Here is a 21,253-nt window from a genome sequence, read left to right on the forward strand (position 1 = left end):
GCCATGGTGCATTCAATAGCAGCCCACCCCGACCGGCTCCTGCCCGCAGAACCCGGCGTTCGGGAGATTGCCCGTTCGCTCTACAGCCTCGTGGCCGGCCTCCCGATCATCTCACCGCATGGACACGTTGATGCCGCCGTCATCGAACATAACCTGCCCTTTCCCGATCCCGCCGCGCTCCTGGTCACTCCGGACCACTATGTGACCCGCTTGATCCATGCCGGCGGCGTCCCGATGGACCAGTTGGGCCTTGGGGACTCCGCTGCAGGCTCCCGGCAGGTCTGGCGGAACTTCTGTGCCGCGTGGCCTGCCTTCGAAGGCACGGCCTCGGGATACTGGATCCGGCAGGAATTCGAGCACGTGTTCGGTTTGCATGAGGAGCCCACGGCCGAAAACGCCGACAGGATCTACGACGCGATCTCGGCCAAGCTTGCCGAACCAGGCTTCAGGCCCCGGCAGCTGTTCAAGGAATTCAACATCGAGGTGCTGGCCACCACCGACGATCCGCTGGACACGCTCGACAGCCACGCAGCCCTTGCCAAGGATCCGGCCTTCGCCAGCCGCGTCCTGCCCACTTTCAGGCCGGACCAGTACCTCAACATTGCCCATCCGGCCTGGCAGGACAATGTGGAGCGTCTCATTGCTGCCGGCGTAGGCGGTTCGGGATACACCGGCTACATCAGCGCGCTGGAAGCACGGCGGCGCCACTTCGTCGAGAACGGGGCGGTGTCCGCCGACCACGGCGTCCGAACGCCGGCCACCCTGAAGCTGGACCGGTCCGACGCGGAACGGCTGTTCGAGTCGGCGCGTGCGGGGAACGCGAGTCCGGCGGACCGCGACGCTTTCGAAGCCCACATGATTTACGAGATGGCGCGGATGTCCGTGGAGGACGGGCTGGTCATGACCATCCACCCGGGTTCGTACCGCAACCACCACGGGCCGACGTTCGAATCATTTGGCGCGGACACCGGCCACGATATCCCGTTCGCGATCAACTACACCGAGGCCATCCGGCCCCTGCTCCAGGACTTCGGCACGGCCAAGGACTTCCACCTGGTGCTGTTTACCCTGGACGAGACCGTGTTCTCGCGGGAGCTGGCACCGCTGGCGGGGTTCTACCCGTCCGTCTACATCGGTGCCCCGTGGTGGTTCCTGGATGCGCCGGATGCGATGCTGCGGTTCCGCGCCGCCGTCACGGAAACCGCCGGTTTCTCACGCTCCTCGGGATTCATCGACGACACACGGGCTTTCTGCTCCATCCCGGCACGGCACGACACGTCACGCCGGATCGAGTCGGCCTTCCTGGCACGCCTGGTAGCCGAGCACCGCATCAGCGAAGAACGCGCCCGCGAACTGATCGTGGACATCGTTGACGGTTCGCCGAGGAGGGTCTTCAAGCTGTGACTATTGAACTGCCACCACAGCCAGGGTCCGCCGGGGGCCTTCCGCAGTTGAACCGCCACCTGCGCCAGTTGGCCAAGGCTCCAGTGCGGATCGTTCACCTGGGCCTGGGCGCCTTCCACCGCTCCCATCAGGCCTGGTACACCCAGCAGGCGTCCGATGCCCAGGATTGGGGCATCGCGGCCTTCACCGGCCGCCGCCCCGATGCCGCGCTGGCCCTCGCCGAACAGGACGGTCTGTTCACCTTGGTGGAACGTGCGGACGACGGCGACTCCTTTACCGTCATCGGCAGCATTGTGGAGGCAGTGGACGGCGCTGACGTGCAGCGCCTGGCGGATCTGGTGGCGGCCCCCGGTACCGCCGTCATCACCCTGACGATCACTGAAGCCGCCTACGGCATCGGTTCCGACGGCCGGCTGGACCGCACCGCGCCCGGCGTAGCCGCCGACCTTGTTTTGCTCTCGTCCGGCAAAGGCCAACCGACGACGCCGCTGGGCCGCCTCGTGTTCGCCCTCGCCGCCCGCCGGGCAGCTTCCGGGCAACCGCTCGCTGTGGTCTGCTGCGACAACCTCGCCAATAACGGCAGCATTGCGCACCATGCCGTAACGGGCATGGCCGAGGCCTGGGATGCGGACCTGGCCCGATGGATCGATGCCAACGTCAGCTTCGTCAGCACCTCGGTGGACCGGATAACACCGCGCACCACTGACGCCGACATTGCGGCCGTCCAGGCCGCCTGCGGGTATCGCGACACATCGCCGGTGGTGGCCGAGCCCTTCTCCAACTGGGTGCTCAGCGGGGACTTTCCCGCCGGGCGTCCGCACTGGGAAGATGCCGGCGCGGTGTTCGTGGACCACATCGAACCCTATGAGAACCGTAAACTCTGGCTCCTGAACGGTGCGCACTCACTGCTCGCCTACGCCGGCCAACTCCGCGGCCATACCACCGTCGCGGAGGCCTTGGCGGACCCGCGCTGCCTGCAGGCCGTGGAGAGCTTTTGGGACGAGGCGGAAACCAACCTCACGGAACAGGAGGGTGACGGCGTAGACCTGCAGATCCCGGCCTACCGCGCGGCCCTGCTGGCGCGGTTCCGCAACGCCCGGATTGCCCACCACCTGGCGCAAATCGCAATGGACGGAAGCACCAAGCTCCGGATGCGTGCCGTCCCCGTTCTGCAGGCGGAGCGTGCCGCGGGGCGGTCGGGTTCAGCCGCGGCGCTGATGATCGCTGCATGGATGGACTACACGGCTGGCGGCACGGTCCAGGACCCGCTCGCCGGCGAGGTTGCCGCAGCCAACTCGCTCAGCGGCAGGGAGCGGATCCATGCCCTCCTGTCCTTGGTGGACCCTGCCCTCGCCCGGGACGGCGGCACAGTGGACCTGATCGAAGGCCTCTGCAACACCGTAAGCTCCACCCCCGCGGAACCTGGCGCCGCGGAAGCTGTGGCCGTCCAACAGCCGGCCACCACCAACTAAGCCATTGCACTGCCAATCCACCAAGTACCGCTCCATCGATTAAGAAAGCCTGGATCTTTTGTGAAAATCATTGCTGCTGATGTGTTTGTGACCAGTCCCTCCCGTAATTTCGTGACGCTTCGGATTACTACGGAGGATGGTGTGACTGGTATTGGTGATGCGACGCTGAACGGGCGTGAGCTCGCCGTCGCCGCCTATCTCAAAGAACACGTTGCGCAGTTGCTGATCGGGAAGGATCCGCACCGGATCGAGGATACGTGGCAGTTTCTGTATCGGTCGGCGTATTGGCGGCGGGGGCCGGTGACGATGGCGGCGATCGCGGCGGTGGATATGGCGTTGTGGGATATTAAGGGCAAGCTGGCGGGGATGCCGGTGTACCAGTTGCTCGGGGGTGCGTCGCGGAACGGTTTGCGGGCGTACGGGCACGCGTCGGGCGCGGATTTGCCGTCGTTGTTTGATTCGGTGCGGGAGCATCTGGAGCTGGGGTATAAGTCGATCCGGATCCAGACCGCGGTGCCGGGGATCAAGGCCGTGTACGGGGTCGCCGCGCAGGCGCAGGCTTCGGGGGAGCGGTATGACTACGAGCCGGCCGGGCGGGGTGCGTTCCCGGTGGAGGAGGATTGGGATACCCGGGCGTATCTGCGGCACCTGCCTACCGTGTTTGAGGCGGTCCGGAATGAGTTCGGTCCGGAGATCCCGTTGCTGCATGACGGGCATCACAGGATGACGCCGATTCAGGCGGCGAAGCTGGGCAAGGCGCTGGAGCCTTATGATTTGTTCTGGTTGGAGGACTGCACTCCGGCGGAGAACCAGGAGGCGCTGCGCCTGGTCCGGCAGCACACCACCACGCCGCTGGCGATCGGTGAGATTTTCAACACCGTGTATGACTACCAGACGATCATCAAGGAACAGCTGATCGATTACGTCCGGGCCGCGTCCACGCATTTTGGCGGGATCTCCCCGTTGAAGAAGGTGATGGATTTCGCCGCGCAGTACCAGATCAAGTCCGGCTTCCATGGTCCTACGGACATTTCCCCGGTGGGGTTCGCGGCGCAGCTGCATGTGGGCCTGGCGATCCACAATTACGGGATCCAGGAGTACATGCAGCATTCGGACAAGACCAACGAGGTGTTCGGGCAGTCCATGACGTTCGTGGACGGCTACCTCCACCCCGGGGACAAGCCCGGCATCGGCGTCGAATTCAATGAAGAAGCGGCGGCGGCGTTCCCGTACCAGCAGGCCTACCTGCCCTACAACCGCCTCATCGACGGAACGGTCCACGACTGGTGAGCACTTCCATCCCGGCCGCCGGGAAGCCGAAGCTCCGCATCATTGTGATGGGGGTGTCCGGCTGCGGCAAGACCACCATCGGCGGCCTCGTCGCCCGGGAACTCGGCGTGCCGTTCCTCGACGGCGACTCCCTCCACCCCGTGGAGAACGTCGCCAAGATGGCGGCCGGCACGCCCCTGACGGACCACGATCGCTGGCCCTGGCTCGCGACGGTGGGCACCGAGCTGGCCAACGCGGGCGAGGGCGGCATGGTCCTGGCGTGCTCTGCCCTCCGCCGCAGCTACCGCGACGCCATCCGTCAGCAGGCCCCGGACACCATCTTCCTGCACCTGCACGGCAGCAAGGAGGTCCTGAGGGCGCGGACGGAAGGGCGCACCTGCCACTTCATGCCGCCCGCCCTCCTTGACTCCCAGCTCGCCACGCTGGAACCCCTGGAGGCTGACGAATCCGGCTTCGTCGTCGACATCGCTGCCGGCGTGGACGAGGTGGTGCGGGAAGCACTCACCGGAATTGCCGCCGTCGCACGCTTCAGCACTGCCGGCCCTGCCGGTGCCTCCGGCACCCGGCCGCGGCAGTTCGACGTCGACCTCCAGGCGGCGCCGTTCAACCTCGACGACGACGCCGTGGCCTGGGTGGAATCCACCCTGGACGGCATGAGCCTCGAGGAAAAAATCGGCCAGCTGTTCATCAACCACAACAGCGACTACTCCCCGGAGTACCTCGATGGCGTGCTGGAGAACTACCATGTGGGCGGCATGCGGTACCGGCCGGGCCCGTCCGCGGCCGTGCAGGAGCACATCCGGTACGCCCAGTCGAAGACCCGCATCCCTTTGCTGGTGGCCTCCAACCCGGAAATGGGGGGAGCCGGAAGCTGTGACGACGGCACATTCGTGTCCACGCACCTGCAGGCCGGCTCCCACCCGGACAAGGCCATCGCCCGGCAAATGGGGCAGGTAGCCGGGGTGGAAACCGCGGCGCTGGGCTGCAACTGGGCCTTCGCGCCGATCGTGGACATCCACTACAACTGGCGGAACACGGTCATCTCCACCCGGGCATTCGGGAACACCCCGGAAATCGTGGTGGAGCGCGCCAAGGAATACTTCGACGGCATCAGCGAGTCCCCGACAGTGTGCGCCATGAAGCACTTCCCGGGCGACGGCGTGGACGAACGCGACCAGCACGTCGTCACGTCCTACAACACGTTTGGCTACGAGGAGTGGAACCGCACCTACGGGCACGTGTACCGGGAGATGATCGGGCACGGCGTGCAGTCCATTATGGTGGGGCACATCGGCGCCCCGGAGCTGTCCCGGCATTTCCGGCCGGGCATGGCGGACGCGGACATCCTGCCGGCCACGCTGTCCGCGGAGCTGCTGCAGGACCTGCTCCGCGGCGAACTGGGGTTCAACGGCCTTGTCCTTACCGATGCCTCGCAGATGGTGGGCCTCACCCAGGCCATGAAGCGCAAGGACCTGGTGCCGGCCACCATCGCGGCCGGCTGCGACATGTTCCTCTTCTTCCGCAATCCGGCGGAGGACTTCGGCTACATGCTGGACGGCTTCAAGTCCGGCGTCATCACCGAACAGCGCCTCCATGATGCGCTGCGCCGGATCCTTGGGTTGAAAGCTGCCTTGGGGCTGCACCGCAAGCCTGCGGACCAGCTGGTTCCGCCTCCCTCGGCGCTTGCCGTGATTGGCAGCTCCGAACACCGGGCTGTTGCGGCGGACATCGCGGACAAGACCGTCACCCTGGTCAAGGACACTGCACACAACCTGCCCATCACGCCGCAGACGCATCCGCGCATCCGGCTGTACGGCATTTCCGGCGGGGCGGATTTCACCCGCGCCGATCCTCTGGCCTACCTGGACACCGTCAAGGAGGAGCTGGAGACCGCCGGCTTCGAGGTGCACCTGTTCAAGACCGCGGACCAGCGGGAGGCTGCGGGGGAGACCGGCATCAACTTCATGTCGGTCATCTCCGAGGAAGCCACCGGCGACTACGCGGACAAGTATGACGCCGCTCTTGTGTTCGCCAACGTCAAGGGTTTCGCGCAGGAAGCAGCGATCCGGATCAAGTGGTCCACGCCGATGGCCGCGGAGATCCCCTGGTACGTCACCGAGGTCCCCACGGTGTTTGTGTCCCTGAACCAGCCAAACCACCTGATCGATGTGCCGATGGTCAAAACGGCCATCCACGCGCACGCAGGGTCCCGCGAGGCCATCCGGGCCACCATCGAAAAGATCCAGGGCAAGTCCGCATTCCAGGGCACGTTCAACGACAACGTGTTCTGCGGTTCCTTCGACACCCGGCTCTGACCGGCGTCAACCCCGACGGCTGGGACGAGGCCATCCGCCGGCCGGCCAGCCCCCACGCAACAGCGGACGACGGCGGGACCCTCCGCCGTCGTCCGCTGCTGTGTGCCAGTGCTCCGCCAAGCCAGCGTGGTTGCCGGGCGGGGGCGGCGCTTAGTAGGCCTTAACGCGCTGTTCGACGACGAGGTGGATAAGCGCGAAGACGCCGTCCTCGTCGATGGCTGCAAGGGCTGCATTGAGTGCAGCGGGGATGTCCTTGTCCTTGGTGACAGTGACCCCGAAACCGCCGAAGGCCCTGGCCATCAGGCCGAAGTCCGGATTCTTCAGTTGCGTGCCGGAGACGCGGGACGGATAGTGCCGCTCCTGGTGGGTGCGGATGGTCCCGTACTCCTGGTTGTCCATGACGATCACAAGCGGCGTGGCCCCGTACTGGACCGCCGTAGCCAGTTCCTGGCCGTTCATCAGGAACTCGCCGTCGCCTGCAATGGTGACCACCCGGCGTGCCGGTTCCGCCAGCGAGGCCGCGATGGCCGAGGGGACCGAGTAGCCCATCGAGCCGTTGCGGGCGCTGATCATCGAGGCGTACCGGCGGGTTGGGAAGTAGCGGTGGGCCCAGTTGGTGTGTTCGCCAGCGCCGAAGGTCACCATGGCATCCTCCGGAAGCCGTGGCACCAGGTTCGCCATCAGGGTGTCCATCCGCGCCCGGCCCGGTGCGGGGGAGGCCGGGGGCAGGGCGGCGAACCTTTGCTGCTCCGTCCGCATCCGCGCGGTCCAGGCTTTCCACTCCTCCTTGGCCGGCAGGCTGATGCCAGTGAGGTCGCGTACGAAGGCTTCCGGCTTGGCCAGGATTTGCCGGGAGACCGGGCCCGACCGGCCGCGGAGCGAGGGGTCCACGGTAACCAGGAAGTTCTTCTTGCTCCAGTCCTGCCGGCAGACGAACCCGTCCGTAATAACATCGCCCGGCACCGTCCCCACAAAGACCAGCAGGTCGGTTTCCTCCAGGAGATCGTAGGTGGGGCGGGGCCGGCCATAGCCAATAGGGCCAACATAGGAGGGCGAATCGAAGGACACCGTCCCCTGTGTCCGCCATTCCGCAGCTGCCGGGATCTGGTGCCGTTCCAGCCAGGCGGTCAGCTGGTCTGCCGCCGCCTGGGTCCAGTCGTTGCCGCCGGTAACGAACAGCGGCCTGCTCGATTCTTCCAGTGCAGCCCGGAGGGCGATAGCATCCGTGCTGCTCATGCCACCGGAGGCTACGGGTATGGCCGGATGCAGCGCAGGGTCGATCTGCTGGCGGATGATGTCCTCCGGCAGGCCCACCACCACCGGGCCCGGCCGTCCGCTCATGGCCGCAAACACTGCCTCGGCCACGATCTCGGACGCCCGTTCTGCGTGGTCAAGGACCATCACCCGCTTGGCACCGGTATCGAACCAGGCCTTGATGTCGAACTCCTGGAAGGCCTCCCGGTCCCGGTGCGCGAACGGGATCAGGCCCACAAACAGAAGCATGGGGGTGGAATCCTGCCACGCGGTGTGCAGGCCAACATGGGCGTTGGCGGCGCCGGGCCCACGTGTCACCATCGCCACGCCGGGGCGCTGGTTCATCTTTCCGTCCGCTTCAGCCATGTAGGCGGCGCCGCCCTCATGCCTGCAGACGATGGTTTCAATATCCGAGGCGTGCAGGCCATCCAATACGTCGAGGAAGCTCTCGCCCGGCACCACATAGGTGCGCTCCACCCCGTGCGCGGCCAGCGAATCAACTATCACATGGCCCGCGGATTTGGTTGCTGGTTCTGGCTTCTCCGAAGGGTTTGCCTGCAGCCCGTGCTGCGCGGAGGATTCGACGGCGGCGTGCGGGATGTGCGGTTCGGTCAGGGTTGCTGCTGCGGGTTCCGTTGTCATGGTCTTTCTTTATTGTTCGGTTATCTGATGGGTGTGGGGTTGGCGATGACGGGGGAGAGGCCGGTGTAGCCTTCGCGGGTTTGGGCGATTTCGCGGATGCGGGTGCGGCAGGCGTACCAGCCGACGACCATCAGGACCGAGGCGATGGCGGTGACGAGCATGGTGAGGGGGGAGTCGATGAAGACCATTACCAGTACGCCCGCCAGGAAGAGCAGGGACAGGTAGCCGGTGTAGGGGGCGCCGATCATGCGGAAGGAGGGGCGTTCGAGCCAGCCTTTGTCGGCCCAGCGTTTGAGCTGGATCTGGCAGAGGACGATCGTTGCCCAGGTCATGATGATGCCTACGGAGGCGACGTTCAGGACGATTTCGAAGGCCTGGGCCGGGACGAGGTAGTTCAGCGGGACGCCCAGGAGGGACACTCCGGCGGTGATGGCGATGCCGCCGTAGGGGACGCCTGCTTTGTTCATGCGGGAGGCGAATTTGGGGGCGGAGCCGTTGACGGACATGGAGCGCAGGATCCGGCCGGTGGAGTAGAGGCCTGCGTTGAGGGAGGACAGTGCGGCGGTGAGGACGACGAGGTTCATGATGACGTCCACGCCCTGGATGCCGATGGAGCCGAAGAACGTCACGAAGGGGCTGACGCCCTTTTCGTAGGAGGTGTAGGGCAGCAGCAGGGCCAGGAGGATGACGGAGCCGACGTAGAACACGGCGATGCGGAAGACCACGGAGTTGATGGCCTTGGGCATGATCTTCTCGGGGTTCTCGGTTTCGCCGGCGGCGGTGCCGACCAGTTCGATTGAGGCGTAGGCGAACAGGACGCCCTGCATGAGGATGATCATGGGGAGCAGGCCGTTGGGGAAGACGCCGCCGTTGTCCGAGAGGAGGCTCAGGCCGACCTGCTGGCCGTCAACGGGGGTTCCGAAGATGACGAAGTAGGTGCCGGCGATGAGGAAGAGGACCAGGGCGGCGACCTTGATCAGGGCGAACCAGAATTCCATTTCGCCGAAGACCTTCACAGAGACGAGGTTCAGGCAAAGGACCACCACGAGGGCGATCAGTGCCCAGGCCCATTGGGGGACTGCCGCCATCCAGGGGATGTAGTTGCCGAAGAAGTTCATGTAGAGGGCCGCGGCGGTGATGTCCACGATGGTGGTGGTGGCCCAGTTGATCCAGTAGAACCAGCCCGACACGAACGCGGCCTTCTCGCCGAAGAATTCACGGGCGTAGGAAACAAAGGAGCCCGAGGACGGGCGGTGCAGCACCAGTTCGCCCAGGGCGCGCAGGATCAGGAACGCGAAGAACCCGCAGACGGCGTAGGCGATGACCAGGGACGGGCCCGCGGCGTTGAGCCGGCCGCCCGCGCCGAGGAACAGGCCGGTGCCGATCGCACCGCCGATCGCGATCATCTGGATCTGCCGGGGCTTCAAATTCTTGTGGTAGCCCTTGTCCTCGGCGTGCAGGGCGGTTTCGGAGGCGTGGGCGTGCCCGCCGTCGATGATGTGATTTGCTGCAACCTCGTCGTTGGGGTTGTGGGGCATGGTTGATCCTTTCGATCCGGGGAAGATCTGACTGGGTGGGGAAAGGTTGTGGGGAGATACCTTCACATGGCAGGCAAGGGAATGCAGATCAGAAAACTGACCAGCCGGTGCGGTCGGAAAGGTCGGCGAGGGCGGCAGTGCCGGCAAGGGAATTGCCTTTGCCGTCGAGCCGGGGACTCCACACACAGATGGAGCACTCGCCGGGAACGATGACCAGAATGCCGCCACCTACACCGCTTTTGCCAGGAAGGCCCACCCGGTACGCGAACTCTCCGGCAGCGTCGTACATGCCGCAGGTCAGCATGATGGAGCCAACGCGTTTGGCCTCGCTCGGGGACAGGACGGGGCCCGTCGTTCCCCGGCCTTCCCCGGCCAGGAAAAGCCCTGCCTTGGCGAGTTCAACGCAGGTCATCATGATGGAGCAGTGGCGGACGTAGTTCTCCACCACTGCTTCCGCCGGTCGCTTCAGGTTGCCGAAGTCCTTCAGGAAATGCGCGAGCGCCAGGTTGCGGCTGCTGCCCGAAAGCTCGCTGGCGGCCGCCGCTTCATCGATGTACGGCCCGCTGACGCCCGCTTGTGCGGTGAGGAACCGCAGTACCCAAGCGGCGGCGTCGTATGTTTCTTCCATCAGGTGGTCCGTGACCACCAAGGCGCCGGCGTTGATGAAGGGGTTCCGCGGGATCCCGTGTTCCGCCTCCAGTTGGACCAGCGAGTTGAACGGGGTCCCTGAAGGTTCACGCAGGACCCGGGACCACAGCCTTCCGGTGGTGTCGCCCTGCAGGGCCATGGCTAGCGTGAACACTTTGGAGATGCTCTGGATCGAGAAGGGGACATCCGCGTCGCCGGAGCTGAAGACCTGGCCGGAAGTGGTGGCAACGGCTATGCCGAACTTGTTGAAGGGAACGTCCGCAAGGAACGGGATGTTCGCCGGGACAGACCCAGACTCCCGCCGTGGCCGATGGTTCCGCACGAGGTCGTGGAGGAGGGGGCCGAGCGGTGGGGCCGCAATCGCTACGGTCATTTCCGGCCCGCTTTTCGATTGGATGTTTCAGCCCATTCCTGGATGTGCAGCAGGGCAACCAGCGAGTCCCGGGGGTTGCCGAAGTCCAGTCCGGTCACTTTGGATACCTTGCTGATGCGGTAGTAGACGGTGTTTTTGTGCAGCTTCATCCGTTGGGCGCATAAGGCAACATCAAGGGAAGCTTCGAAGTACACCCGCAGCGTTTCGGCCAGTTCAACGTCCTCAGACAGGAGGGCCGAGAGGCTGCGGTGGCGGAAAGCCGAAGACGCGAAATTCTGTACTGCTTCGCGGAAAAGGATCTCTCCCTCAAAATCGTCCACGGTGGCCACTGAGGACGTTGTGGACCTTCCCACGCAGCTCAACAGTGCTTCTGCCATGCGGGTGACCGAGTGGATGGAGAGCAGGTCCGGGACCACCGGGCCTACGGCCGCAAAAGGCGTGATGCCAAGGTGCTTGCGTGCATCCCGGACGATGGACTCTGCAAGGCCCCGGAGTCCCGGTTCCGCTGCTGCAGACTGCAGGCCGGGGACAATCACTGCGGTGTCGCCTTTGAACTGCCCCACGATTGCGGAAGCTTTGTAGGCAGCGGCGTGGATGGAAGCCAGGTTGGCAAGCTCGCCGTGCTTTAGTGCGGCGTCATCGGCTTCGACATCGGAAATCCCGATCAGGATCAGAGCGGCCGGGCGGTCAGCGGAGATCTTTTCGCTGTGCGCGCTGGCTGCTGCCTCCGCGGGGCCTGAAAGGATCCGGGCAATACGGTCTTCCCGCATGTGCACGGACTGCTGGTTGCGGTAACGGATCAGCTCAGCCGAGGTACGGACAGCGGAACCCTGCAACACCTGGTCAACGTCCGGGCCGAAGCCGTCGCCGGTCTCCTGGAGCCAGATGTAGCCCATGATCCTGTTACCGGCGAAAAGCGTGATGGCTACGCGTTCGCGCAGTCCGTCCTGGGGCCTGGCGGGTACGCGCACGGGGAACCGGGTGCCATGCAGTTCACGGTAGGCCCCGAGGTCCTTGAGCAGCAGCTCGTATTTCCGTGGCCCGCGCCTGGCCAGGATGGAGGCTTTGCGAAGCTCATCTATGTCATTGGAAACGGTGGAATACGCCAGGACCTTGTTGGCCGCGTCCTCGATCACCACATGGCTGGAGGTGAGACGGGCAGTGGTCTGGGCGATCGCGAACAGGTCTTCTTCCAGCAGCGTCAGGACTTCGCTCTGATAGCTGCGCGGCTGGATCCTGTCTTTGGCGATAGACAGCAGGCGGTCCCAATCGGCTGCCGGGTCCACCAGGAGCAGGCCGGTACCGGCGTCGCGCAGCAACTCTTCGGCTTCGGACAGCTCCTGCCGGTTTCCCTTGACGGCCACCACCGGCGGGGGGTTCCGCAGCAGCCGGCGCAATGCGGGCAAAGCCGACCGTCCGCGGACTCCAATCAGCAGGACAAACGCCCTGTCACCGTCCAGCTTTTCATCCTCGGCGTCCATGATCAGGAAACGTTCCACCGCGGAGCCGTCCGCCGGCCGGAGGATGAGGCTTCCAAAGCCCAAGGGGAGATCCGAGAGGATATCGTCCACCGTCACCGCAGTCATGGGTTCCTTCTGGTCGATCTGGCCGGACGGCTCTGTCCGGTCAGCCCATGGTATCCACCGCGGAATGCGGAAAATTTGTGCGGAAATCCCAATCCGGCAGGTGCTTTTCGGTTTCCTTTCCAATGTATGTGCTTCACCGGTCTCCACGCCGTGCCGGGCACTCGACGCAGGACGCCGGAACGGCAACTGGTCCACAAACCAAAAGGGCCCCGTTTCTCTTTCACAAAGAGAAACGGGGCCCTGCTACTTGGCGGTGACGGTGGGATTTGAACCCACGTTGGCTTTTACACCAAACAACATTTCGAGTGTTGCACCTTCGGCCGCTCGGACACGTCACCAACCTCAATAGGGTACCGGAGCGAGGCGCCCATCCCCAAAACGGGGCCGATCCCGCCTGGCTCGCTATCGCCCGGACAAGGGTGGCCCAAGAAGATTCAAAACTTTTTCGCAGGCGGTGGGCTGAGGGCCTAATAATGTCGGACCCCCTCACGATGATGGAGGTATGGAATCGAGCGCGGCGGTGGTGCAGGCGGAGGAAGCGGTTGACGCTTCTGTCGCTGCGTTTATGGCTGCGCTGGCTGGCGGAAGCCCTGCAGCTTCTGGTTCCGCCGCTGCTTCTGGTGGTTCCCGTCAAGGCGGGCGTGGCGCTGGCGGGGCCCCTGTCGCCGAGGCTCTCGCTGATGATTCCATCCCGCTCGGTGCGGGTGCCGGCGTGCTCGGTGATGATCCGTTGCAGCGGGTTGTTGATGCGGCCTTGGACGTCCTGGGCGGGGTGGCTCGGTCGGAAGCGAAGTTGGCGGCGGCGAAGGCGCTGGCTGCGGCGGTCCTGGCCGGGGCCACAAGGGCGATGAATCCTCCGCCCGGATCCCCTTACGAGGCTACGGCGCAGGACCGGAGCCTGGTGGCCGAGATCGGGTGTGCGCTGGCCATCGGTGATCGGGCCGCCGGTGCTTTGCTGGCTGAAGCCCATGCCCTGACCACCTCGCTGCCCCGGACCCTGGCGGCGTTGCAGGCCGGGACCATCTCCTGGGCACATGCGCGGACCATGGTGGACCAGGCTGTACGCCTTGACCCGTCCGCGGCAGCGGCCCTGGAGGCGCACTTCCTGGACCCGGAGGCACCTGACGTGGAGGCACCTGATGTGGAGGCACCTGGTGCGGTGCGCGGGTGTCCGATGGGGGAGATGCCCGCCTACCGGTTCAAGGCCAAGGCCCGTACCTGGCGGGAACGGCACCATCCGGAGAGCCTGGAGAAGCGGCACGCCAAGTCGGCGGCGGATCGGCGGGTGGAATACTGGCCGGACAATGACGGGATGGCCTGGATTGCCGCGTACCTTCCCGCGGACCAGGCCTCGGCGGTCTGGAACCGGCTCACGGCACTCTCCCGGGGCCTGCAGGGACCTGCCGAGGCCCGCACCCTGACCCAGCTAAGGGCCGACAGTTTCGCCGCAGGGCTTCTCAACGCAGGGCTCCTCACCAGCGGCACCACCAGCGGAGGCAGCGGGACTGCCTCGCCCCGGGCCGAGGTCCTGGTCACCGTGCCCGTGTTCTCCCTGCTGGGCCTGACCGGGGAACCGGCCATGCTGGACGGGTACGGGCCCATCCCGGCGTCCATGGCCCGGGACCTCGTCGCCGGCGGTGCGAACTCTTTCTACCGGGTGCTGGTGGACCCGCGGGACGGGGCGCCGCTGGAAATCGGCCGGACCAGCTACCGGGTGAGCAAGGCGATGCGGAACTGGCTCAGGATGAGGGACGGCAAATGCCCCTTCCCCGGCTGCAGCAACAATTCCTTCGACAACGAGGCCGATCATCTCCTCGCCTGGCACAACGGCGGCACCACCGGGATCAGCAACCTCGGCCAGCCCTGCCCGAAACACCACAAGCTCCGGCACGCCAGCGCCTGGAAACCCACGCCGGCAACGAAAAACGAACCACCCGGCTGGACCTCACCCACAGGCCGGATCTACAAGAGCGAACACCAGGACTGGGAACCACCACGATGGCCGGAAGGGGCTGTGCCGGCAGAGCTCCGCGCGCTTGATGACCTTGTGGAGATGTGGCCACCGCCCAACGACCTTTCGGGAGTGTCGCTGCCCAACGACCTTTCGGGAGTGTCGCCGCCTGATGGCTTGCCTGATGCTTGGCCTCCAGCAGCCGGTCAGTCGCTCCAAGATCTGTCGCTCCAGGACCTGTATCCAAAGGAGGAGTTCCCCGAGGACACCTTTGCTGACTGGTTCCTGCCCGGATACCAGCTGCCCAAGGACCCACTGCCCGAAGATGTCTGGTGGGGAATGGCCTGCCAGGCAAGCGCCGGCGTCCCGTAATGAAACCCTCGTGGTGACTTTGATGATGACGATTGCCGGAGTGCGCCTCCCGTGGGGGAGGAATCGACGGGACAACGGGTGCTGCCGCCGTCCAACTTTCCCGCGCGCACGTTGACGGCTAGATTCATCAGCAAGATGACTAATCAATCCAGTCCACCGCAGCAATCCAGCCCCTCGCATGCAACCGCCTACTGGACCACAGCCAGGGAGCACGGCGAGCTGCGTCCTGAGGAGCTTCCGACCCCCGGACCGGACGAGGCCCTGGTCCGCGCCCTGTACTCCGGCATCAGCAAGGGCACGGAAATGGTGGTCCATGCAGGCGCTGTTCCGCCCCGGGTTGCCGAGGAGATGCGGGCACCCCGCCAGGAGGGAACCTTCCCCGGGCCGGTGAAGTTCGGGTACCTCTCCGTTGGGGTTGTCGAGGAGGGGCCGGAAGGCTGGCCGGGGCAGCGCGTCTTCTGCCTGAACCCCCACCAGGACCGCTACGTGGTGCCGGTTGGCTCACTGACGAAGATCCCCGACGACGTGCCCTCCCGCCGGGCAGTGCTCACCGGCACGGTGGAAACCGCCGTGAACGCATTGTGGGAGGCGGGTCCGCGGCTGGGAGACCGAATTGCGGTGGTGGGAGCGGGGCTGGTGGGCGGCATGGTTGCCACCCTGCTGAGGACCTTTCCGTTGCAGCGATTGCAGCTGGTTGACCTGGATGCGCGCCGGAGGCACCTGGCCGACTCCCTGGGCGTGGACTTCGCCCACCCGGATGACGCGCTCGCCGACTGCGACATCGTTTTCCACTGCTCGGCATCCCAGGAAGGCCTGGAACGGAGCCTGCAGCTCGTGGGCGACGAGGGGGACGTCATCGAGATGTCCTGGTACGCCAACCGCGAGGTCACCCTGCCGCTGGGGGAGGACTTCCATGCCCGGCGGCTATCCATCCGGGCCAGCCAGGTGGGTGTGGTGGCGCGTGCCCGCCGCCACCGCAGGACCAGCGCCGACCGCCTGGACCTTGCCGTCTCGCTGCTGAAGGACCCCGTATTCGACACCTTCCTCACCGGTATCTCGCCGTTCGCCGAGTTGCCCGGGACGGTTCAGGACCTCGCCAACGGGAAGTTTGAAGCCCTGTGCCACGTCATCGAATACCCCCGCGACGAAGACCGCGAGAACGAAGACCGCCAGACCAAAGACCCGCGCCAGACCCGAGAAGACCAGAGGTAAGTCCATGTTCAGCCTGACCGTCCGCCGCCACTTCATGATCGCCCACAGCCTCCCCCGTGAGGCGTTCGGGCCGGCCCAGGCCCTGCACGGGGCAACCTTCGTCGCCGAAGTGTCCTTCCGCCGTCGGACGCTCAACAAGGACGCTATCGTGCTGGACATCGGCGCCGCCGGCACCATCATCGAGGACGTTCTGGCAGGCCTGAACTACCGCAACCTGGACGAGCATCCGGATTTCGCGGGCAAACTCAGCACCACCGAGGCGCTGGCGGAATACATTGCCCATTCAGTTGCGGAAAAGCTGAAAGATGACGACGACGGCGGCCAGCTTAAGGGCATCGACGTCACCTTGCGCGAAAACCCGGACGCCTGGGCCACCTACTCGCTGGACCTCCCGGCAGCGGACCTTCCAGCAGCCTGATCCCGTGCCCCCCATCCGTCTGCTGGTCCCCGGCAACATCCACCACCATTCCGGCGGCAACGTCTACAACGCGCGGCTGGTGCGGGGCCTGGAGGTTTTGGGGACAGAGGTCGAGGTAATCGCAGTGGACGGCTCCTGGCCGGAAGCCAATGCCCGCGCACGGCGCCGGCTGGGCAGACTGCTTGGCGCCTGGGAACCGGACGCAGGACTGCAGGGCACCGTGATCCTCGTGGATGGGCTGATCGCCATGGGCGCGCCGGATGAGCTGGAATTCGCGGCCAAAGCCGGCCGGGAAACCTGGGTGCTGGTCCACATGCCTGCCCCCGCCCGCTACGGACTTGAGGCAAGGTCCCTGCGTGCCGCCACCGGGGTGCTGTGCACCAGCACCTGGGCAAGGAACGTCCTGGCGGCACGCCACGGCCTTCGCGGGCTGAAGGTCGCCCTTCCCGGTACTGATCCGGCGCCGTTGGCTTCGGGATCCACGCCGCCCCATATCGTCACCGTGGCCGCACTCCTGCCCAACAAGGACCAGTTGCTGGTGGTGGGGGCACTGGGCCGGCTGCAGGACCTTGAGTGGACGGCAGCGCTGGTGGGATCAGACCGGGCAGACGAGGAATACACCGGCAAGGTTCGCGCTGCCGTTCAGGCGAACGGGCTGGGCAGCCGGATCCAAGTGACTGGAGAGTTGACCGGCCAGGCGCTGGAAAGCGCATGGCAGCGGGCGGACCTCAGCCTGCTGGTCTCCCGCGCTGAAGCATTCGGCATGGTGGTCACCGAGTCGCTCGCCCGGGGCATCCCGGTGATCGTGCGTGACGGGACGGGCGCCGTAGAAGCGTTGCGCCTGGGCATACCAGGTACGGACGACGACGGCCCGCTTCCCGGAGCGAAGGTTGCCTTCCCTGCCGATGATGACCCTGCCAACCCCGCCCTGCTGGCCCAGGTCCTCCGCGGCTGGCTCGAGGACCCCGCAACCAGGGATTCCTGGCGGGAGAGGGCGGTTGGGGCGGCGGGCACGCTGCCGGGTTGGGACCGGACAGCGGCGGTGGTGCTGGACGCCATCAGGAATTAGAGCCGGTGCCCGGCGAAGAACTCACGCAGCAGCCCGGCGCACTCAGCCTCGCGCACCCCGGGATAAACCTCAACCCAATGATTCAGGCGGCGCTCGCGGAGCACGTCGAAGACGGATCCTGCCGCCCCCGCCTTCTCATCCCAGGCACCGAAAACCACCCGGGGAATCCGGGCCAGGACAATGGCGCCGGCGCACATGGCGCAGGGCTCCAGGGTCACCACCAACGTGCAGTCGGCGAGCCGCCAGCCGTCGCCGCTGCCGCCGTCGAGCACTGAAAGCTGGCGCAACCGCTCCGCCGCCTCCCGGATGGCAACTATCTCGGCGTGGGCGGTGGGGTCGCCCAGCTCCTCCCGCTGGTTCCGGCCGGAACCCAGCACGGCGCCGTCGGGCCCTATGACCACCGCGCCAATCGGCACATCCTCCGTAGCGAGGGCGCGGCGGGCCTCGGCAAGGGCAAAGCCCATCCACGCGTTATATTTTTTCTCTGCGGAGACCATGGCTCAATGATAGTTTCGTGGGATAACCAGAGCCCGTGACGCCCCAGACGCCGGGAGGCACAGTGAGCACCGTCCGAGACCGCATGGACAAGTGGATCAAGCCCTATGCCGCCCTGTGGCTGACCATGATCATCGGCGGAACACTCGTGGTCACCTTGGCACTGCTCGGCGCAGAGGTGTATGCCAATGTGGTGGCCGAGGAAGGGCTTGCCAGCCTGGATATTCCTGCGCTGGAATACTCCCAGTCATTGCGGAATCCGGAGGTGGACGCCTTCGCCACGGGCTTTACCAACGTGGGCGGCGGGATCGGCATGCCGATCCTCGCCAGCATCCTTACTGCGTGGCTGACATTACTGAGCAGGACGTGGCGGCCCATCGTCCTGGTGGGCGGCGCTGCCCTCGTTTCCACAACTGCCACCACCCTGGGCAAGCGCCTGGTCGGCAGGACCCGTCCGGACCATTCGGAGGCGGTGCCGCCCTATGAGACCACACCGTCCTTCCCCAGCGGACACACGCTGAACACAACAGTGGTGATAGGGGTCCTGGTGTATCTGATGTGCCTCCAGTTCCAAATCCTGTGGGCAAGGATCGCCGCAATAACGGCCGGCGCCATCTTCATCATCGCCATGGGCCTGAGCAGGGTTTTCCTGGGACACCACTGGTTGACCGATGTGATGGCCGGCTGGTTCCTTGGCCTCGCATGGGTGTCCATGGTGATCCTGGCCCACCGGCTGTTCCACCTGATACGCCGCCGCGAGCACGCGGGCCCGGCGCCTACCTTTGAACACCCCGTCCTTCGAGAGGAACCCAACGGGGAAGCGGAGGCCAGCGGCGACCGGTCGGGGAGGGGCCCGGCGGCCGGGTGATACTTTTGACCCATGCGCACTCTCGTTGTGGACCACCCGCTGGTCGCCCATAAGCTCACCGTCCTCCGGGACAAAAACACTCCGTCCCCGGTCTTCCGGCAGCTGACGGAGGAGCTGGTGACCCTCCTCGCCTACGAGGCAACGCGCGAGGTCCGCACCGAGCCAGTCACCATCGAAACGCCCGTCAGCACCACTGTTGGCACGGCGTTCACCAAGCCCACCCCGCTGGTGGTACCCATCCTGCGCGCGGGCCTTGGAATGCTCGAGGGCATGACCAAGCTCGTCCCCACCGCTGAAGTGGGATTCCTCGGCATGGCCCGTGACGAGGAAACCCTGGACATCATCACCTACGCCGAGCGCCTGCCCGAGGACCTTACCGACCGGCAGATCTTCGTCCTGGACCCCATGCTGGCCACCGGCGGTACGCTGCGCGAAGCCATTAAGTTCCTGTTCAAGCGCGGCGCCTCTGATGTCACCTGCATCTGCCTGCTTGCTGCTCCGGAAGGCCTGGCAAAGCTGGAGGAAGAACTCTCCGATGCCAATGTCACCATCGTGCTGGCCTCCATCGACGAAAGGCTCAACGAGAAGTCCTACATCGTTCCCGGCCTCGGCGACGCAGGCGACCGGCTGTACGGCATCGCCGGCTAGGTCTCCGCGAGGGCTGGGGCAGAATGGGAGGCATGACCGTCCCGATGCCTCCCCTAACCCTGGCACTGACCTGCCGTGCCGTCCTCTTTGACATGGATGGGACCCTGGTTGATTCCACCGCGGTAGTTGAACAGGTTTGGGGCGAGTTTGCCGTCCGCTACGGGCTGGACCTTGGAGAGATCCTGCGGACTTCGCACGGCGTCCAAGCAGGCGACACCGTGAAGCGCTTCGCTCCGCCCGGCGCCGATGTGCCGGCACTGACCGCGGAACTTGGTGCCATGGAACGCGTCCGGACCGACGGCATCCTGCCCCTGCCCGGGGCAGCCCGGTTGCTGGCGGCACTTCCAGCAGACGCCATCGCCCTCGTCACGTCCGCTGACCGCGTCCTGGCTGACATCCGGATGGGCGCCGCGGGTCTAGCCATGCCTGCCACGGCCGTGACAGCTGAGCTGGTAACCCGGGGAAAACCGGATCCTGAGGGATACCTGCAGGCCGCCGCCGCCTTGGGCGTGGATCCTGCCGATGCGGTGGTGTTTGAGGATGCTCCCGCCGGCATTGCAGCAGGGGTCGCCGCCGGCATCCGTACGGTGGCTGTTGGACCCAACACCGGACCGTTGCCTGCCGGCATGCTGCACATTGCTGACTACAGTTCAATTGCCGTCGAAGTCGGCGTGGATGACGAGGGCAGGAGGGTCATTTCCTTCCGGCTGTGAGGTTTGAGTCACCGGACGCGGTCGGTGCCGCTTTAGTACCAGTTGTTCGACAAGTGGAAGTTCAGTGCACCGCACGGGGACTGGTAGCGTTCCTGGATGTAATCCAGGCCCCAGTTGATCTGCGTGCGGTAGTTGGTGAGGTAGTCGGCGCCGGCACTGGCCATCTTCTCAGCCGGCAAGGACTGGACGATGCCGTAGGCGCCGCTGCTCGGATTGGTGGCCGTAGTGGTCCAGTCCGATTCCTTGGTCCATAGGGTCTGCAGGCACTGCATCTGGTCCGGAGCCCAGCCATAGGAAGCCAGTTGGCCGGCTGCGTACGCTTGGGCGCCCGCGGGGTCATTAACCGCGACGACGGGTGCGGGCTCGGGTACCGGTACCGGCGCCGGTTCGGGAGCGGGTGCCGGCGCAGGGGCAGGTGCGGGCTCGGCTGCCGGAGCTGGAGCCGGTTCGGCTGCCTGCGGGACAACATTGATCGGCCCAGCCGCGGACTCAGGCGCAGGGTTGGCCCGGATTTCGCTTTGCTCCATGCTCAGCTTCGACAGGGACTCGACAGCGGGCGCCTCGGTGGCTGCCACGCGGGCACCCATGTCGGTGGCCTGGCCCGCAGCGCCAACTCCAACAAGGATGGCGCAGGATACTGCCAGGAACCCGGCGCGCCGGCCGAAGGACGGGAATTTGGCTGCTCGACGCGTAGCGCGGGCATCCGAGCCCGATTGCGGGCGTGGTTTTACAAGGAACTTGGACATGATGGATCGCCTCTCACACCTGCGGAGTTAGCTGTCGGGTTCGGATGAGGGCATCCGGCCGCACGGAAAAAACACGTGCAGGCTTAACCCCAAGGGCATTCAGTGCCCGGGACGGTGGGTCCCCCGCCTCTGCCGTTGCTCAAGAGGAATCCGGGAAGTGGCAGAGCTTGGCGTCAACCCGGGATATGCGGCCCGAACGGGGGCCGCACCCATTCGACGGTACAGGAGCGCAGCGCAGA

17 protein-coding genes, 1 tRNA gene and 1 riboswitch are annotated in these 21,253 nt (G+C 65.7%); of the genes, 11 read left to right on the forward strand and 7 right to left on the reverse strand.

Going from position 1 to position 21,253, the window contains the following annotated elements:
• The first annotated feature begins 3 nt into the window (after window positions 1-3).
• From uxaC to C3B78_RS03125, 4 genes are read left to right on the forward strand one after another with little or no spacing between them, the layout of a single operon-like run.
• Complete coding sequence (gene uxaC / locus C3B78_RS03110; RefSeq protein ID WP_104996774.1) at window positions 4-1,404, forward strand: glucuronate isomerase; 1,401 nt, start codon at window positions 4-6, stop codon at window positions 1,402-1,404.
• Window positions 1,401-2,876 (forward strand): mannitol dehydrogenase family protein, encoded by a 1,476-nt coding sequence (locus tag C3B78_RS03115; protein ID WP_234005501.1) that lies wholly within the window; start codon window positions 1,401-1,403, stop codon window positions 2,874-2,876. The genes uxaC and C3B78_RS03115 overlap by 4 nt, the downstream gene beginning before the upstream one ends.
• Before the next feature lie 60 nt (window positions 2,877-2,936).
• Complete coding sequence (manD, locus tag C3B78_RS03120) at window positions 2,937-4,166, forward strand: D-mannonate dehydratase ManD (RefSeq protein WP_104996544.1); 1,230 nt, start codon at window positions 2,937-2,939, stop codon at window positions 4,164-4,166.
• A gap of 47 nt (window positions 4,167-4,213) precedes the next feature.
• Window positions 4,214-6,481, forward strand: a complete 2,268-nt coding sequence (locus C3B78_RS03125) for a gluconokinase, GntK/IdnK-type (protein ID WP_104999607.1) — start codon at window positions 4,214-4,216, stop codon at window positions 6,479-6,481.
• 150 nt (window positions 6,482-6,631) lie between these two features.
• Here the strand turns inward: C3B78_RS03125 and C3B78_RS03130 are convergent, their stop codons facing one another.
• The 5 genes from C3B78_RS03130 to C3B78_RS03150 form a co-directional block, all read right to left on the reverse strand.
• Window positions 6,632-8,377, reverse strand: coding sequence for a thiamine pyrophosphate-dependent enzyme (locus C3B78_RS03130; protein WP_234005502.1), 1,746 nt, complete (start codon window positions 8,375-8,377; stop codon window positions 6,632-6,634).
• A 20-nt stretch (window positions 8,378-8,397) separates the two neighbouring features.
• The gene (locus C3B78_RS03135; protein WP_104996775.1) at window positions 8,398-9,915 is read right to left on the reverse strand and encodes an amino acid permease; all 1,518 of its coding nucleotides are present in this window, start codon (window positions 9,913-9,915) and stop codon (window positions 8,398-8,400) included.
• Between the two features lie 88 nt (window positions 9,916-10,003).
• The gene (locus C3B78_RS03140; protein WP_104996776.1) at window positions 10,004-10,936 is read right to left on the reverse strand and encodes a glutaminase; all 933 of its coding nucleotides are present in this window, start codon (window positions 10,934-10,936) and stop codon (window positions 10,004-10,006) included.
• Entirely contained in the window at window positions 10,933-12,522 is a 1,590-nt protein-coding gene (locus C3B78_RS03145) for a PucR family transcriptional regulator (RefSeq protein WP_104996777.1), read from the reverse strand. Before C3B78_RS03145 ends, C3B78_RS03140 begins: the two co-directional genes overlap by 4 nt.
• Window positions 12,523-12,770: 248 nt before the next feature.
• Window positions 12,771-12,860: transfer RNA gene (locus C3B78_RS03150), tRNA-Ser, on the reverse strand.
• Between the two features lie 164 nt (window positions 12,861-13,024).
• Here C3B78_RS03150 and C3B78_RS03155 point away from each other — a divergent pair.
• The 4 genes from C3B78_RS03155 (at window position 13,025) to C3B78_RS03170 (ending at window position 17,544) form a co-directional block, all read left to right on the forward strand.
• On the forward strand, window positions 13,025-14,845 hold the full coding sequence (locus tag C3B78_RS03155; protein ID WP_104996778.1) for an HNH endonuclease signature motif containing protein: 1,821 nt from the start codon (window positions 13,025-13,027) through the stop codon (window positions 14,843-14,845).
• A gap of 135 nt (window positions 14,846-14,980) precedes the next feature.
• Window positions 14,981-16,057: a zinc-dependent alcohol dehydrogenase gene (locus tag C3B78_RS03160; protein WP_104999609.1), complete on the forward strand. Its 1,077-nt coding sequence runs from the start codon at window positions 14,981-14,983 to the stop codon at window positions 16,055-16,057.
• 4 nt (window positions 16,058-16,061) lie between these two features.
• Window positions 16,062-16,475 carry a 6-pyruvoyl trahydropterin synthase family protein gene (locus C3B78_RS03165; protein ID WP_104996779.1) on the forward strand — a complete coding sequence of 138 codons (414 nt, stop codon included), beginning with the start codon at window positions 16,062-16,064 and terminating at the stop codon, window positions 16,473-16,475.
• A gap of 4 nt (window positions 16,476-16,479) precedes the next feature.
• Window positions 16,480-17,544 carry a glycosyltransferase family 4 protein gene (locus C3B78_RS03170; protein WP_199775320.1) on the forward strand — a complete coding sequence of 355 codons (1,065 nt, stop codon included), beginning with the start codon at window positions 16,480-16,482 and terminating at the stop codon, window positions 17,542-17,544.
• Here C3B78_RS03170 and C3B78_RS03175 read toward each other — a convergent pair.
• Window positions 17,541-18,041 carry a nucleoside deaminase gene (locus C3B78_RS03175; protein ID WP_104996781.1) on the reverse strand — a complete coding sequence of 167 codons (501 nt, stop codon included), beginning with the start codon at window positions 18,039-18,041 and terminating at the stop codon, window positions 17,541-17,543. The genes C3B78_RS03170 and C3B78_RS03175 overlap by 4 nt on opposite strands.
• 83 nt (window positions 18,042-18,124) lie before the next feature.
• On the opposite strand from C3B78_RS03175, the gene C3B78_RS03180 reads away from it, so the two are divergent.
• From C3B78_RS03180 to C3B78_RS03190, 3 genes are read left to right on the forward strand one after another with little or no spacing between them, the layout of a single operon-like run.
• Entirely contained in the window at window positions 18,125-18,907 is a 783-nt protein-coding gene (locus tag C3B78_RS03180; protein ID WP_104996782.1) for a phosphatase PAP2 family protein, read from the forward strand.
• A gap of 12 nt (window positions 18,908-18,919) precedes the next feature.
• Window positions 18,920-19,555 (forward strand): uracil phosphoribosyltransferase, encoded by a 636-nt coding sequence (upp, locus tag C3B78_RS03185; RefSeq protein ID WP_104996783.1) that lies wholly within the window; start codon window positions 18,920-18,922, stop codon window positions 19,553-19,555.
• A gap of 32 nt (window positions 19,556-19,587) precedes the next feature.
• Window positions 19,588-20,268 (forward strand): HAD-IA family hydrolase, encoded by a 681-nt coding sequence (locus C3B78_RS03190; protein WP_442778255.1) that lies wholly within the window; start codon window positions 19,588-19,590, stop codon window positions 20,266-20,268.
• Between the two features lie 32 nt (window positions 20,269-20,300).
• Here the strand turns inward: C3B78_RS03190 and C3B78_RS03195 are convergent, their stop codons facing one another.
• Complete coding sequence (locus C3B78_RS03195; RefSeq protein WP_104996785.1) at window positions 20,301-21,014, reverse strand: hypothetical protein; 714 nt, start codon at window positions 21,012-21,014, stop codon at window positions 20,301-20,303.
• Between the two features lie 5 nt (window positions 21,015-21,019).
• Window positions 21,020-21,180, reverse strand: a riboswitch (cyclic di-AMP (ydaO/yuaA leader).
• Window positions 21,181-21,253: the final 73 nt, after the last annotated feature.

The organism is Arthrobacter sp. PGP41 (assembly GCF_002953935.1).
GTDB lineage: Bacteria > Actinomycetota > Actinomycetes > Actinomycetales > Micrococcaceae > Arthrobacter.

Excerpts from the sequence above, each read along its gene's own strand:
- C3B78_RS03130 (WP_234005502.1), bottom strand. The coding sequence starts at position 8,377 with ATGACAACGGAACCCGCAGCAGCAACCCTGACCGAACCGCACATCCCG.
- C3B78_RS03135 (WP_104996775.1), bottom strand. The coding sequence starts at position 9,915 with ATGCCCCACAACCCCAACGACGAGGTTGCAGCAAATCACATCATCGAC.
- uxaC (WP_104996774.1), top strand. The coding sequence starts at position 4 with ATGGTGCATTCAATAGCAGCCCACCCCGACCGGCTCCTGCCCGCAGAA.
- C3B78_RS03180 (WP_104996782.1), top strand. The coding sequence starts at position 18,125 with ATGGACAAGTGGATCAAGCCCTATGCCGCCCTGTGGCTGACCATGATC.
- C3B78_RS03195 (WP_104996785.1), bottom strand. The coding sequence starts at position 21,014 with ATGTCCAAGTTCCTTGTAAAACCACGCCCGCAATCGGGCTCGGATGCC.
- C3B78_RS03175 (WP_104996781.1), bottom strand. The coding sequence starts at position 18,041 with ATGGTCTCCGCAGAGAAAAAATATAACGCGTGGATGGGCTTTGCCCTT.
- C3B78_RS03190 (WP_442778255.1), top strand. The coding sequence starts at position 19,588 with ATGACCGTCCCGATGCCTCCCCTAACCCTGGCACTGACCTGCCGTGCC.
- C3B78_RS03125 (WP_104999607.1), top strand. The coding sequence starts at position 4,214 with ATGGGGGTGTCCGGCTGCGGCAAGACCACCATCGGCGGCCTCGTCGCC.
- C3B78_RS03140 (WP_104996776.1), bottom strand. The coding sequence starts at position 10,936 with ATGACCGTAGCGATTGCGGCCCCACCGCTCGGCCCCCTCCTCCACGAC.
- C3B78_RS03160 (WP_104999609.1), top strand. The coding sequence starts at position 14,981 with ATGACTAATCAATCCAGTCCACCGCAGCAATCCAGCCCCTCGCATGCA.
- C3B78_RS03155 (WP_104996778.1), top strand. The coding sequence starts at position 13,025 with ATGGAATCGAGCGCGGCGGTGGTGCAGGCGGAGGAAGCGGTTGACGCT.
- C3B78_RS03165 (WP_104996779.1), top strand. The coding sequence starts at position 16,062 with ATGTTCAGCCTGACCGTCCGCCGCCACTTCATGATCGCCCACAGCCTC.
- upp (WP_104996783.1), top strand. The coding sequence starts at position 18,920 with ATGCGCACTCTCGTTGTGGACCACCCGCTGGTCGCCCATAAGCTCACC.
- C3B78_RS03145 (WP_104996777.1), bottom strand. The coding sequence starts at position 12,522 with ATGACTGCGGTGACGGTGGACGATATCCTCTCGGATCTCCCCTTGGGC.